Below are 13,852 nucleotides of genomic sequence, written 5' to 3' on the forward strand. Positions count from 1 at the left end.
GTTCAAATTCCCGATCGAGGTCACGATGAATCTGCACTTCGAAGAACTCACCGGCACCGACGGCGCCCGCATCGGTATCGCCAGCCTGGATGCTGAAAAGTCGCTGAATGCGCTGTCCCTGCCGATGATCAATGCCCTCAGCGACAAGTTGAACGCCTGGGCCAAGGATCCACAAATCGTCTGTGTGCTGCTGCGCGGTAACGGCGCCAAGGCCTTCTGCGCCGGCGGCGAGGTGCGCAGCCTGGTCGAGGCCTGTCGCGCCCATCCCGGCGAGGTACCCCCGCTGGCCGCGCAGTTTTTCAGCGCGGAATACCGATTGGACTACAGCCTGCACACCTATCCAAAACCGCTGATCTGCTGGGGCCATGGTTATGTGCTCGGCGGCGGTATGGGTTTGCTGCAAGGCGCCAGCACGCGGATCGTCACGCCGAGCAGCCGCTTGGCGATGCCGGAAATCAGCATTGGTTTGTATCCGGACGTCGGCGCCAGTTGGTTTCTCGCCCGGCTGCCGGGCAAGCTCGGTTTGTTTCTGGGCCTGACCGGTGCGCACATGAACGGTCGTGATGCGATCGATCTGGACCTGGCCGACCGCTTCCTGCTCGACGAACAGCAGCCGCAACTGATCGAAGGCCTGTTGCAGCTCAATTGGCAGGAACAGACCGACGTGCAACTCAACAGCCTGCTCAAGGCGTTGCAGCAGGAAGCCGTGGCGCAGATGCCCGAAGCGCAGTGGCTGCCACGTCGTCAGCAGATCGACGAACTGCTCGACGTCAGCGACGTTACCTGTGCGTGGAAAGCCATCAGCCTGCAGCGCGACAGCAGCGATCCGTTGATCGCGCGGGCGGCGAAAACCATGAGCGAAGGCTCGCCACTGACCGCGCATCTGGTCTGGAAACAGATCATCCGTGCCCGCCATATGTCGCTGGCCGAGGTCTTTCAGATGGAATACACCCTGAGCCTCAATTGCTGCCGGCATCCGGAGTTCAGCGAAGGAGTTCGCGCGCGGTTGATCGACAAGGATCAGAAGCCGCACTGGCACTGGCCGGATATCAACAATGTGCCGGATGCGGTGGTTGAGGCGCACTTTCACAAGGTCTGGGAGGGCCGACATCCGTTGGCGGATTTGACGCAGTATTGAACTGACGCGATGACGACTGGATTCCGATCGCGAGCTGGCTCAATCGGTCGCCATACGACTCAGACATTCAGCTCGTAAAACTGAATGATCTCCGTCATCGCCCGCTGCGCTTCTTCGTCGCCCTTTATCAGAATGTCTTCGACATCCCTCAATGGCGGAAGAGGGTGCAGACGTTCAGCAATCTGCATCGCGCTGTAGTCTTGAGTCGCTGTTCCTTCGTTGTTTGAGTCGGCGGGCCGCCATCTTCCCCTTGCGAATCACCAGCAGAGATCAATCTCCAGGTTTCATAGGGCGGCGCTCCACCCAACAGGCTGAATCCGACTGTCCCTGACCAGCCGGCGTTATGGCTCACGGCTGTATCCTTCTCTCCGCAAGCCTCACTAAACAGTGCCTTGCCGATCGCACTGGCATCAATCTCTGCAATCTGGCTGATGGATGGAACCGTCCAGGGTGCCAGCCGACCCGCGAGGGATCCGTCGATCAAGGTATTGATGAAATTGGCGGCGGCCTGATTCGATGACAGCTGCATCAGGTTTTCACTGAAAATTTTATTCAATCTCAGTTCACCTTGCCGCGAGGTGTAGCCGCGAATCAGGGCGGAGTAGGCACCGTTTCCACCGTTGGCATCAATGGCCACGGCAAGCCAGAGCCTGGCGCTTTTCAGAATTTCTCCCGCTTCATTATCGACAACGATAACCTCAGAAACTCTTCCGCCAATAATATCGAATAGTTTTTGATACAGGGGAGCGCAGCTAGCCCCTGTTAATTTCAGCGCAAGATATTCGATATCTTCAGAATCGAACATCAGCCCCTTACAAACATTTGCTGCATTTAAAATTTCTGACTTTTCCAGATCATTAAAAACATAACTCATCGTTACTTCCTTGTAATAACAGAGCGTGAAAGATAGCTACTGAGAAACTTAAGCATTTCAGGTGATTCGCGTAATGACGACAGACCGAGACTTACCCGACCGTGCCCTCCGGTAAAGTCAAAGCTGTGTAATTCCACGGTGCAAAAAAAATTCAAACTTCCAAAATCCAGGTTTTCCAATTCGGCCCTGCTGAGCTTTGCCAATTTCTCGTCAGTCAGTTCTTCCTCAGCAGCGTGGCGAATCAAGCCGTTACAGCTTATCAATCGAGGAGTGCCATCACGCCGCGGCCAGTCAGCAATGACAAACTTTCGAACGGAAGCCTCATTCTTGAAATGCGGCGGAGGTGCATTCAGCCAAAGTTCCAGTCCAGGATAATTTTTCAACTTCACAATCAACTCATCCGGCCAGTTGACGTGCCGATAGCCCCGTTCATGGGGTTCAGTGTTTTCTTTTTTTGTATAAAGCCCAGCGTTCAGTTTATAAAGACGCCAACTTTCAGGAGTCGGCGTTACACTCTGATCGTGGTACGACCGTATCTCCGTCCCGGTCCACCAGAAATGCCCCTTGAGCGTATTGGCCAGACACGCTTTCTTATTCGCCAGTTCAGGCATGCCCACATAAAACTCCGGCACCAGAGTCTTATCCACATAGCTACCACCCAGTATGGGCACCTGCTTCATGCTCGCCAGCTTCTTTTGACAGGCCTCCTGATCCGCGTAATAGATTGCCATCGCTTCGGCGATTTGTTCTTCACGGATATAAAAATCCACCACGCAATAACAGACATAAATAAGCAAGCCGTATTTCAACAACTTCTTAAACCATTTAATCAATTGCTTATACGACATCCGGAGCATTTCAAACCTCCCTGCCAAACTGAGGAGCAGGCTGTTTCTTGAGATACCCGGATGTCGCGTTCTCAAACACCTCAAAGTATTGTTTCGTGCCGTACTCCACATTAAATCTGCTCGCCGTCAACTTCGCAGCGCTGCGAAGGCGGTCGTACTCACCAGCGGATTCAAGAACCCTGGCAATACGTTTGGCAATAGCGTGATGATCGAAGAAGTCCACCAGCAACCCATTGTGACCATCAACGATCACCTCCCTTACCGGAGCCGTATCCGACGCTACTACCACACACTCAGACGCCATCGCCTCCAGTAACGACCACGACAAAACAAACGGATACGTCAAATAAACATGGACTTTCGAACATTCCAGAACTGCCCGGTAAGTCTGGTAAGGAAGCTTCCCTGTGAAATGCACCCTGGAGTCATCGAAACTTACCTCTGCCTCCATCCTGCTGCGCCAATTTGCAAAGCCAACCGGCTTACACCCGTAACTGACGTCATCACCGCCTACTATGATTATCTGTGCATCGGGACACTCAGCCTGAATATGCGGGATCGCTCGCATAAAACTGTGAAACCCGCGATAAGGCTCAAGATTCCTCGCGACATAAGTAACGATCGGCTGCCCGGTTCTCAGTTCGACGCCATTGGGCAACCTGACGGCCCCCGCTTTCGCCAAGCAAGAACTTTGAATGACGCCCTCGTGAATAACCCGAATGGCCGACTGATAAGCTGCAGGAAACAGACTGCGCTGCCACCGCGTGGGCGCAATGGCAATGTCACATTGCTCAAGATTCAAAAGATGCAGCGAATTGAGCACTCGCAGCCTTGATGACTCTCTTGTTGCTCGCGGGAATTCAGGGTCGAACCCGGAATCTGCGCCCTGCGCCCGATAGTAATATTCGCAATAGTGAATAAGCGGCGCGTCAGGATAGACATCCTTGACGAAGAGCGTTTCCCCCCATCCGGGATGAGCGAGAATTACGTCCGGCCGATAACCCGAATGTTTCAGCCGGCTCAGAATTTCAAAAACCTTCTGTCCATCAGTCACCGCTTGTTCGTAACGGGTCAGGTAGGGGTGAATACCGCCCGGTGCTCGGCTGGCAGCGCGGTATCGATATATTTTCACCCCTGCGATACCCGGCGCCGTATCCCGACCTATCGCCAAAACCTCATAACGCCTGTCAATCGCCGCCAGCACCACATGACGGAACTGGCCCGGAAAGTTTTGGTGAATCACAAGAAGCTTCATAGCGGCATCGTCCTTTTATTCGCCGCTGTTGAACTGAGTTTTGCTCACCTCGATCGGCACGAACAGACGCTAACAAATGCAAGGAAATGAAACTGTAGGAAGCGTCTGGGAATGCCCTAGGAGATGGCTAACGGGGCGACTTTTTCGACGGGCATAAAAAGCGGCGCAGGGCTCATCTGACCTGTACGCAAAGACTCATACTTGGTTTATGGCGTTTATTCACGGAGTGTTTTTACACTCGTGAACGCTGGAAGCGCCAACCTGCGCGCTTCCAAGGATGACTCTTTGACTATGGACAGTCTCATGATGGCCAACACCCTCGTACTCACACCTTCGCAGACTCGACGGCTCTCCCCTGACGATCAATCCACGCCAGGACCTGATGACATCGACTCCCCGGCTACTCCCCTGGCTAACTTGGGTGGAGCGTTGTCCTGGCCCATTCCCCTGAGTGCGGACGAACAACGCCGCTTGCGTCTGATCACCATGAGCCATGCACACCATTTGGGCGACCAGCCGCTGGTGATGCAGATCAAGGGCGGTGTGCTGGAGTTCTTGCGTTATGACCACCCTATTCCCGAGAACGTGACAGACGACCCTGCAAAGATGCTCGACGCGCTGCTCCGCTCCCCGCAAGGGCAACTGATGGGCAAAACGCTGCAACAGAGAATGCAAGGCATCGACAGCGATAGCAGCGTTATGGATTACCTGCTGGCGGGGATCGCACTGCAGATGGATCCTGAGTCGATCACCGCCCCCCTTCGCAACAAGACAGCTGGCTTCGATCTGGCCAGCAATCGACATTGCGGCCGGCATGCATCTGCAGTCATCGATGACCTCGCCTCACACTTAAGTCGTGAAGGCAGAACCAGCGCTGCCCTGGCGAAAACCGGCGCATACCTTTTGCTAGGCAGGTCGGCACCGCAGTTTCTGATTGCAGACATTCCCCGAAATGTGAAAGTTGGCAGTCTGGCCTGGGCCAACCTGACCATGGCGGCAATGGCCATCGAGGCACAAACACCTGGCAAAGTCCCCGGCCTGACGTTTGCCCAAGTCATGAGCAAGGCTGAAAGTGCTCGCCGGGCTGACCCGGCATCGACTCAACGCATTCAGACAGCCGTATTACGCGATTGGGCTGTCACCAACGAAATCATCCTGAAAAGAAACGATGACGCCTACACCGAAGGACAACTTGAAACGATAAGAGCGACATTTAACCAAGAGCTTGAAGAGCGGCTTGCTGCCGCCAGGATTCTGGACAAAGCATTACCGACACGAAAAGACATTGCCCTGGCCCTGCTGATAGAGCGGTTTAGCGATCTGGGCACGCTTTTCGAAGTCAAGGCTCTCCACACGGATACGTATCGTGGCGAGAGTGGACAGACGGGTTTCAGTGGCATCCATTCGCTTCTGGATTACGCAATGATGGACTTGCCGAATCCGCGTCCACTTGCATCAAGTGATACCCGCCTCCCACTCGAGGCATTGAATAACAACCCGACGTTCGGTGTGCAGGAAGCCTTCGACCGGCAGTTCGCCCGCTCAATTCTGGATAAAAAGGCCGCCGTCAATACAACGATCAGGCACATGATCTCCCTGCTCCCACTAGAAGACAAAAAGAATTTCGAGTTTGGAAAAGTCAGCTTTTTCCAACAAGGTTCATTTGTCTCGGATGGATTTTTCAATCATACCCCTTGCCCCAACGAGCCCGGGCTGCTCATCAGGACGGAGCTGAGCGGCACGTTCCAGGCGTACGAAATCAACATCAATAAAGACACGATTGAACGGACGGCCCTGCACAAGGCAAAGCAACAGGAATCAAGGGAGGCCAACAAATACTTCACGACCAAAGAGCTTGTCCCCCGTGAAGCGGCAAATGAACTGGGTCGCGAGCTCGCTTTAAGCGAATCACTGGTGAGCAGTTTCAGCAGCGCGCGGTCCCGTGCGATTGCCGACACCTTTGTGCAACATCTGGATCTGGATGACCCCGCAATCAAAGAGCTCGCACGCGGGCAAACCCCAATGGACGAATATTACCGGCCCAAACCGCTGGGTGAGTTTTTGTTGAACCTGATCCCCTTCAGATCCGCCATTGTCAATTTTCAGAAGGGCAACTACGGCGAGGCGGTGTTTGATCTCACTGTGGATGTATTCGGTTTTCTCACGGCGGGCGTCGCCACGGCAGGAAAACTGATCAGAATCGGCAGGACTGCTCTGTCCACCGGCGCCAAGGCATTGAAGACCGCCCATGTCATCGGTGTCGCCACCATTGATGTGCTCAACCCGGTGGGTGGCTTGAGTGATCTGGCCAGACTCGTGGGCACCGGTGGCCTTTATCTGCTGTCCAGAGGCGCCAAAGCCGTCAACCGGCTCAGGGGGACCGCCAACAGTTACGATGTCTTGAAAGCGCTCAGCAAACAGTACGACGCGGCGGCAACGGGCACCGTAAAAGTAACCGGCCAGACTGTGGAAGGTGCGGCCGTGCTGAAGAGCGGTCAATGGTATTCATTTGATGCCGACACGATGCGACCTTACGGCAGCCCGCTCGAGGAATTCGCTGTCGCCACCCAGGCGGTCGCCGGAGAAGTGCTCGCTGCACACATCGATGATTGGGACGAACTGAGCCATACCTTGTTCAGCCGCTACAGTGTGCCCGATTCCAGAATCGCCGGGCTCTCTCGCAACAGCCAAGGGGTGTATGTTGCCGCCGACGGACACCTCTCCCACATACGCCATACCGATGGCAGCGGTACCACGGCGGTGTACGAGGTCAGGCAAGTCACTCGCACGGAAGACGGCGTCGTGCGTGCGCGGGTGTATCACGACAACCGGCAAACCAGTCTGCTGGTCCAGCATCTCCAGGGTGATCAGTGGCAACGACTGGGATTGTTTGGTGGGGGGCAGATCACGGCGGATCACTTGCGGGCCTGGGAGGCGTTGCCGCAAGCGGAACAGAAGAGGCTGACCATTCGGGGCTTTGCGCTACAGAACGGAGTGTCGGCCAAAACCTTTGCGTACTACGTAGAACCCGAGGGTCAGTTGAGCGCTGCCGGCTTGCTCATGCGTAACCGACCTGCCAACACCCCTTTCAACAAGGTGACTCATGTACATGTCCGTGACTGGCAAACCATGACACAGCCGGCGCGTGACGCAATGACCATGGAAGGATTTGCCGGCCACCACCACCTTAATCCGATCTCGTTCAAAACTTATGTGCGAGCCGACGGGCTCGGGCCCGCGGGTGAAACGCTGCTGAACAGGGCGGCCGGCAGCTCTTACAACGCGCTTACCGATGACCATTTACGCACGTGGAAAGGATTGTTCGAGAAACCGGACAACTCGGTCACACCGCAAGAGTTCATACGTGAACACGGGCTCAGCCCGAACTCTTGGAGACTTCACGTTAAAGTTGATGGCACCCTGAAAGATGAGACTGTGCAGCGTCTTGATCAAGCTCGGCAGACGTCCGCCGTGCCGCTCGCTGCGACGCCAGCCCGTTTACCGGCGCGGGTTCCGGGGGTACCGGAGGAGAAGATCACTGCCGAGCATCTACTGAATTGGGAGGCGGTGTCGCGTAACGAACAGGGGAACACGAGTCGTGCAGACTTTGCCCGGCAACATAACCTGTCCCAGACAACTTTTGAATACTACGTGCAACCTGACGGCCAACTGAGTGCTACGGGCGCCATTGTGCGCAACCGCCCCGCCAATATCCCCTTCGACAAGGTGACCCAAACGCATATCGATCATTGGCAAAACATGACGCAACGAGCGCGTGACGCAATGACCATGGAGGGATTTGCCGGTCATCATCACCTTCATCCGGGGACGTTCAAAAGCTTTGTGCGGCGCAATGGAAGCTTGGGGCCCGCCGGTAAAGCGCTATTGAACAGAGCAACCGGCACCGCCTATAACGCGATTACCGATGATCATCTACGCGAGTGGAGCCGGCAATTCGGGCAACCGGATAATTTGGTCACGGCAGCGGAGTTCGTCAGTCAACATGGATTTAGCCCAACCTCTTGGCATGCGCAAGTAAGAGCTAATGGATCTTTACGAGATGCGACTGCGCAGCGTCTCTATCCAGCAGGGCGCGACGTCGCACTACTCCCCTCCGCGCCCCAAAAAACTGATGCAATTGCGAGCCTGCCGGCTCATGTGCCAGGCCGGCGTAGTGAGTTAATCACTGCTGAGCACTTATTGGCTTGGGAAGCATTACCGCGAGCAGAACAGCTGTCGCTTACCCGCGAGGGTTTTACCCGCCAGAAAGGGCTATCCGGCAAAACCTTTGCGTACTATGTGGAGCCTGACGGACAGTTGAGCGCCGCGGGCATGATCGTGCGTGAACGCCCCGCCGGCACACCCGTCAATCAGGTGACCGGTGCGCATATTCGTGATTGGCAAGCCATGACACAACCGTTGCGTGATGCAATGACCATGGAGGGATTTGCCGGTCTTCATCACCTTCATCCGGGTCTGTTTAAAAGTATTGTCCGGCAAAATGGAAGCCTGGCACCTGCCGGTGAAGCGATGTTGAACAGGGCGGCAGGCGTTGCTTACAACTCGATTAGAGATGAGCATCTAAGCCAGTGGAAAATGCTCTTCGAGAAGTCGGGCAACACAGTCACAGTAGAAGAATTCGTACGCCAGCACGGATTAAGCCCCAACTCTTGGCGACGACTTGTCAGAGCTAATGGACTCTTAAAAGATACCGCTGTGCGGCGTCTCGAACAGGCAGGGAGAAACACCACATTGTCTCCCGCGCCTCAACAAATCGAGACAAGTTCGGGACAAAAGCGGCCTGCACAGGAATCTGTCGACCCGACCCAGCCGAAGAAGTCTGCCGACACACCACAAAACTCAGAACAGGCTCCCGGCCCCTCCTCGGACATCCTGCCTGTCGCAATCAAGGTTGAAACCGGAACGTCCTCGTCATTGCCTCATCAGGTCGACAACACATTGCCAATCCTGCAGGACCCAAAGAACCCCAGGCTCAGTTTGACCCATGCATTAGAGGGGCCGATAGATGACATCCGTATCGCCCACTGGAATGGCTTGCTTGACGGTCTCGATAACGCAAGCAAAAAAAACGTTTCAAGCCAGATCAAGGAATCGATCAAAGACTGGTTGCGTACTGAAGGACAGCATCAATCGCGGTTTGATCAAACTCTGGAAGTGTTCACGGCACTGGATGACGGCCCCAATCGCGGCGCGTCAGTGTGGGCACGACGCGATATTGCCAAATTTGAAGTGCTAGGACCGTACGCAGGCAAGTTTCATGAATCAGATGCGTCGTTGTTTCAGGAGATACGCAAACAAGGTTCACGGGCTGTACTGACTTACTTGTTCGGCACACGCTCGGGCAATCGCTCGGTGAGTGGGCTACACACGGGCAATACCCTGAGCCTGATCAATACCTCACAACTGGGCAATGAGCCGGCATGGAAGTCGAACAACGTCATTTCCATTGCCGCGGGAAAAAACCTGACGTTCTACGTGGCGCTAGAGGACATCAGCAAGGGTGATGAATTACTGATGGATTACGGCCTGCTCTATCAGCCCGTGCCTGATATAGCGGTCAAACAGGACCCTGGTCGCTGACTGCCCGTTGAGGCGTCAAAGCGACGACGGCCATTGATCCTTGGGTGCGCTGTACGGTGGCGCCTTAATCCTGACGATATTCCCGGGCACAAAAAAGCGGCGCTAATTGCGCCGCTTTCATTTGCGTGAATCTACCAGCGGTTGCCACGCCCGTTATGGTCGCCGCGTCCACTGTGTCGGTCGTAGTTACCGCGACCGCGGTGATCGTTATCCCAACCGCCGCGACGATGACCATCCCAACGCCCGCGATCGTTGCCGTGCCAGCGACGGCTTTCGTAATAACGTGGAGCCGGTTGGTAGTAACGCGGCGCCGATTGGTAATAGCGCGGTTGCTGGTAGTACCGCGGGGCTGGCTGGTAGTAGCGTGGCTGCGCGTAATACCTGCTGCCACCGTTGTAATACGTGCCACCCGTGTTGTAGTAGGCCGGTGCAGGTGATGTGTAGACCTCTGAGCTGTAATACGAGTCCGCGTAAGAGTACGGGACGCAACCGGCAACGGAAAACATCATCGCAGCAAGTAGAAGAATTCGTCTATACATGGCGGCCTCCTGGACCGCGGGTTGGCCACACCAGCGACGCTGGCAGGCGACAGTCATTTAATCGGTGACTGTCGAAAAATCAGACAGCGTTTTCGGCATCTGGTGCGTTGCTGCAACAAGTTGAAACAAGTGATCTATGAAACCTTGTTCATCCGCAAAAACGCTGTCATTCAGCCGCTGATTAATGGTGCCCACCGTGATATCCGCCGCCGTGATAACTCCGTCCGTAACCGCCTCGATACCCGTAGCCACCGTAGTAATAACGCGCGCCGCCGTAGTAGCGGGGGCCGTAATAATTGCCGTACGGATAAGGTGAGTAATAGCCGGGATAGTAATAAGTGGCTGGGTAACCGCCGTAGGGTCCGGCGTAGTAGTAACAACCGGACAGACCCAAACCGAGCACCGCTCCCAGCAGCACCTTTCGCAATGTTTTTTGAATAAGCATGGCGGCCTCCTGAAAGACCCGCGACAGCAGTCGGCACAGACCGGCTGACATCTGTTTTGACTGGCAAAGCCATGCCGAGTGCCGACACCCCGAAACCATCGGATCAGCGGCAAACACGCTGCATGACGGTGCAGTCGCGCACCAACTCAAAGCGCCTCAGCAGCCTCGCCACCAACCCTAGGCAACCCGCGCGCCCGTGCCAGAGCGCCTGACGCGACTTGGCACGCGTCTCGCTTTAGCAAACCCGTGCAGGAGTCATCACAGGTTCGCGGCACCACAATTTGCAATGGCTGACTAGGGTTCCGGCTCGCAATCGCGAGTGGCTGGTCCGAGAGTTGGCGACCTCCAGTTGAGGTTACACGGCGGGACAAAAGCCCGGGAGACAAGCCACCGTTCGCGGTGCCGCGTTGCCTTCCTGTCCGCCCTTGATCAACTGGAGAATCCACCATGACTCGACTAAGTTTTCCCGCCCTGCTCGCCGCTGCGTTCGCCGCGCTCATCAGCACGCAATCCCCCGCCGCCCAGAAAGACCACTTCAGCGTGTGCTGGACGATTTACGCTGGCTGGATGCCCTGGGAATACGCCGGCAGCCAAGGCATCGTCGACAAATGGGCGAAGAAGTACGGGATCAAGATCGACGTCGTGCAGCTCAACGACTACGTCGAATCGATCAACCAGTACACCGCCGGCCAGTTCGACGGCTGCACCATGACCAACATGGACGCGCTGACCATTCCGGCCGCCGGCGGCGTCGACAGCACCGCGCTGATCGTCAGCGATTTCTCCAACGGCAACGACGGCATCGTCCTCAAGGGCGAGGGCAAGACAGTCGCCGACCTCAAGGGCATGGACGTCAATCTGGTCGAACTGTCGGTCTCGCACTACCTGCTGGCCCGCGCGCTGGACTCGGTCGACCTGACCGAAAAAGACCTGAAAGTGGTCAACACCTCCGACGCCGACATTTCCGCTGCATTCAACACCGATCAGGTCAACGCCGTGACCACCTGGAACCCGATGCTATCGGACATCAAGGCCAAGCCGGGCGTGACCGAAGTATTCAACTCCAGCCAGATTCCCGGCGAGATCATGGACATGATGGTGGTCAACAGCGCCACCCTCAAAGACAACCCGGCGCTGGGCAAAGCGCTGACTGGCGCGTGGTTCGAAGTGGTCGAGCTGATGAACGCCAAGAACGCCGCGAGCAAAGCTGCGCTGGAGCACATGGCCAAGGCCTCGGGCACGGATCTGGCCGGATTCCAGGCGCAACTCGACACCACCAGACTGTTCGCCACGCCAAGCGAAGCGCTGAGTTTCGCCACCAGCAAGCAACTGCCGGAAACCATGCGCAAGGTCGCCGAATTCTCCTTCCTGCACGGCTTGCTCGGTGAAGGCGCGAAAGACACCAGCGCGGTCGGCATGGCCTTCGCCAACGGCGTGACCAGTGGCGATACCGGCAACCTCAAGCTGCGTTTCGATCCGACCTACGTGCAGATGGCCGCCGACGCCAAGCTGTAAGCCACGGAGGATTTGGCCATGCGCCTGATCAATCGCCACCCGGATCGCCCCAGTCGCCTGTTGTTGGTGATCCTGCCGTTCGCTCTGCTGCTGTTCGCCTATTTCATGGGCTCGGCCGAGCGCCTGGCGGAAAACCCCAACGACAAACTGCTGCCCAGCGCCGTGCAGATGAGCGACGCGGTAAAACGCCTGGCCTTCAATGCCGACAGCCGCACCGGTGACTACCTGTTGTGGCAGGACACCGCGTCGAGTCTGCGGCGCCTGGCCATCGGCCTCGGCATCGCTGCATTGGCCGGGCTGTGCCTGGGCATCGCCGCCGGCACGCTGCCGTTGTTCGGCGCGCCGTTGTCGCCGCTGCTGACAGTGCTATCGATGGTGCCGCCGCTGGCGATCCTGCCGATTCTGTTCATCGTGTTCGGTCTGGGCGAGTTGTCGAAGGTCATGCTGATCGTGATCGGCATCACCCCGGCGCTCGCTCGCGACCTTGAACAGCGTGCGCGGGAAATCCCCGTCGAACTGCTGATCAAAGCGCAGACCCTCGGTGCCTCGACCTGGACGTTGATGCTGCGCGTAGTGCTGCCGCAACTGTTGCCGCGTTTGTTGATCTCGTTGCGGCTGATGCTCGGTTCGGCATGGCTGTTCCTGATTGCCGCCGAAGCGATCGCCTCCACCGACGGCCTCGGCTACCGGATTTTTCTGGTCCGGCGTTATCTGGCGATGGACGTGATTCTGCCGTATGTGGTGTGGATCACCCTCCTCGCCTGGCTGATGGATTGGGGCCTGAAATACCTGACCCGTCGCGCATTCCCTTGGTATGAGGGGGCGGCCAAATGAGCTTCATCACCGTGAAAAACGTCTGGCAGCAATACGCCGATCAGGTGGTGCTGGAAGGCCTGAACCTAAGCGTCAACGAGGGCGAGTTCTGCACCTTGGTCGGCGCGTCCGGTTGCGGCAAATCGACCTTCCTGCGTCTGCTGCTCGGCCAGGAAACGGCGAGTCGCGGCGAGATCCTGCTCGACGGTCAGCCGCTGGCCAGCGAACCGGATGCCAGCCGTGGCGTGGTGTTCCAGCGCTACTCGGTGTTCCCGCATTTGAGCGTGCTCGACAACGTCGCCCTCGGCCTCGAACTGCCGCGTGCGCCATTGCTCGGTCGGCTGTTCGGCAGCGCCAAACGTGAAGCTCGCGAACAAGCGGCAGCATTGCTGAATAAAGTTGGCCTCGGCCATGCACTGGACAAGTACCCGGCGCAGCTGTCCGGCGGCATGCAGCAACGGCTGGCGATTGCCCAGGCACTGATCATGAAACCGCGCGTGTTGCTGCTCGACGAACCGTTCGGCGCGCTCGATCCGGGCATCCGCAAAGACATGCACGCCTTGCTGCTGGAACTGTGGCGCGAAACCAAACTGACGGTGTTCATGGTCACCCATGACCTGTCCGAAGGCTTCAGCCTCGGCACGCGTCTGCTGGTGTTCGACAAGGTTCGCCTCGACCCGCACGCCCCCGGCGCCTATGGCGCGCGCATCACCTACGACATCCCTTTGAACAGCGACCGCCGCGCCCAACGCGCCGCCGTCGACGCCCTGCCGTTGCCACTGGCAGGCGCCCTTCGCACCGCTTGAGAGGACTTCTTCAATGAA

10 protein-coding genes and 1 riboswitch are annotated in these 13,852 nt (G+C 56.9%); of the genes, 5 read left to right on the forward strand and 5 right to left on the reverse strand.

Annotated elements, in window-relative coordinates; translation table 11 throughout:
* The first annotated feature begins 25 nt into the window (after positions 1-25).
* The gene (locus CKW14_RS15480; RefSeq protein WP_095125584.1) at positions 26-1,138 is read left to right on the forward strand and encodes an enoyl-CoA hydratase/isomerase family protein; all 1,113 of its coding nucleotides are present in this window, start codon (positions 26-28) and stop codon (positions 1,136-1,138) included.
* A gap of 148 nt (positions 1,139-1,286) precedes the next feature.
* Here the strand turns inward: CKW14_RS15480 and CKW14_RS15485 are convergent, their stop codons facing one another.
* From CKW14_RS15485 to CKW14_RS15495, 3 genes are read right to left on the reverse strand one after another with little or no spacing between them, the layout of a single operon-like run.
* On the reverse strand, positions 1,287-2,012 hold the full coding sequence (locus CKW14_RS15485; RefSeq protein ID WP_256587231.1) for a hypothetical protein: 726 nt from the start codon (positions 2,010-2,012) through the stop codon (positions 1,287-1,289).
* Positions 2,013-2,014: 2 nt separating this feature from the next.
* Positions 2,015-2,869 (reverse strand): hypothetical protein, encoded by an 855-nt coding sequence (locus CKW14_RS15490; protein WP_095125585.1) that lies wholly within the window; start codon positions 2,867-2,869, stop codon positions 2,015-2,017.
* Position 2,870: 1 nt separating this feature from the next.
* The gene (locus tag CKW14_RS15495; protein WP_095125586.1) at positions 2,871-4,115 is read right to left on the reverse strand and encodes a glycosyltransferase family 4 protein; all 1,245 of its coding nucleotides are present in this window, start codon (positions 4,113-4,115) and stop codon (positions 2,871-2,873) included.
* Between the two features lie 303 nt (positions 4,116-4,418).
* Here CKW14_RS15495 and CKW14_RS15500 point away from each other — a divergent pair, with 303 nt between their 5' ends.
* On the forward strand, positions 4,419-9,716 hold the full coding sequence (locus CKW14_RS15500) for an SET domain-containing protein-lysine N-methyltransferase (RefSeq protein WP_095125633.1): 5,298 nt from the start codon (positions 4,419-4,421) through the stop codon (positions 9,714-9,716).
* A gap of 131 nt (positions 9,717-9,847) precedes the next feature.
* On the opposite strand, the gene CKW14_RS15505 is transcribed toward CKW14_RS15500, so the two are convergent.
* Both CKW14_RS15505 and CKW14_RS15510 read right to left on the reverse strand, forming a co-directional pair.
* Entirely contained in the window at positions 9,848-10,255 is a 408-nt protein-coding gene (locus tag CKW14_RS15505; RefSeq protein ID WP_095125587.1) for a hypothetical protein, read from the reverse strand.
* Positions 10,256-10,436: 181 nt separating this feature from the next.
* Positions 10,437-10,700 (reverse strand): hypothetical protein, encoded by a 264-nt coding sequence (locus tag CKW14_RS15510; protein WP_095125588.1) that lies wholly within the window; start codon positions 10,698-10,700, stop codon positions 10,437-10,439.
* A gap of 283 nt (positions 10,701-10,983) precedes the next feature.
* A riboswitch (guanidine-I (ykkC/yxkD leader) is annotated at positions 10,984-11,084 on the forward strand.
* A 63-nt stretch (positions 11,085-11,147) separates the two neighbouring features.
* Here CKW14_RS15510 and CKW14_RS15515 point away from each other — a divergent pair.
* From CKW14_RS15515 to CKW14_RS15525, 3 genes are read left to right on the forward strand one after another with little or no spacing between them, the layout of a single operon-like run.
* Positions 11,148-12,215: a putative urea ABC transporter substrate-binding protein gene (locus CKW14_RS15515; RefSeq protein WP_095049205.1), complete on the forward strand. Its 1,068-nt coding sequence runs from the start codon at positions 11,148-11,150 to the stop codon at positions 12,213-12,215.
* An 18-nt stretch (positions 12,216-12,233) separates the two neighbouring features.
* On the forward strand, positions 12,234-13,049 hold the full coding sequence (locus tag CKW14_RS15520; protein ID WP_095049204.1) for an ABC transporter permease: 816 nt from the start codon (positions 12,234-12,236) through the stop codon (positions 13,047-13,049).
* Positions 13,046-13,834 carry an ABC transporter ATP-binding protein gene (locus CKW14_RS15525; protein WP_095049203.1) on the forward strand — a complete coding sequence of 263 codons (789 nt, stop codon included), beginning with the start codon at positions 13,046-13,048 and terminating at the stop codon, positions 13,832-13,834. Before CKW14_RS15520 ends, CKW14_RS15525 begins: the two co-directional genes overlap by 4 nt.
* Positions 13,835-13,852: the final 18 nt, after the last annotated feature.

It is taken from the genome of Pseudomonas sp. Irchel s3a12, from assembly GCF_900187485.1.
Classification (GTDB): Bacteria; Pseudomonadota; Gammaproteobacteria; order Pseudomonadales; family Pseudomonadaceae; genus Aquipseudomonas; species Aquipseudomonas neuropathica.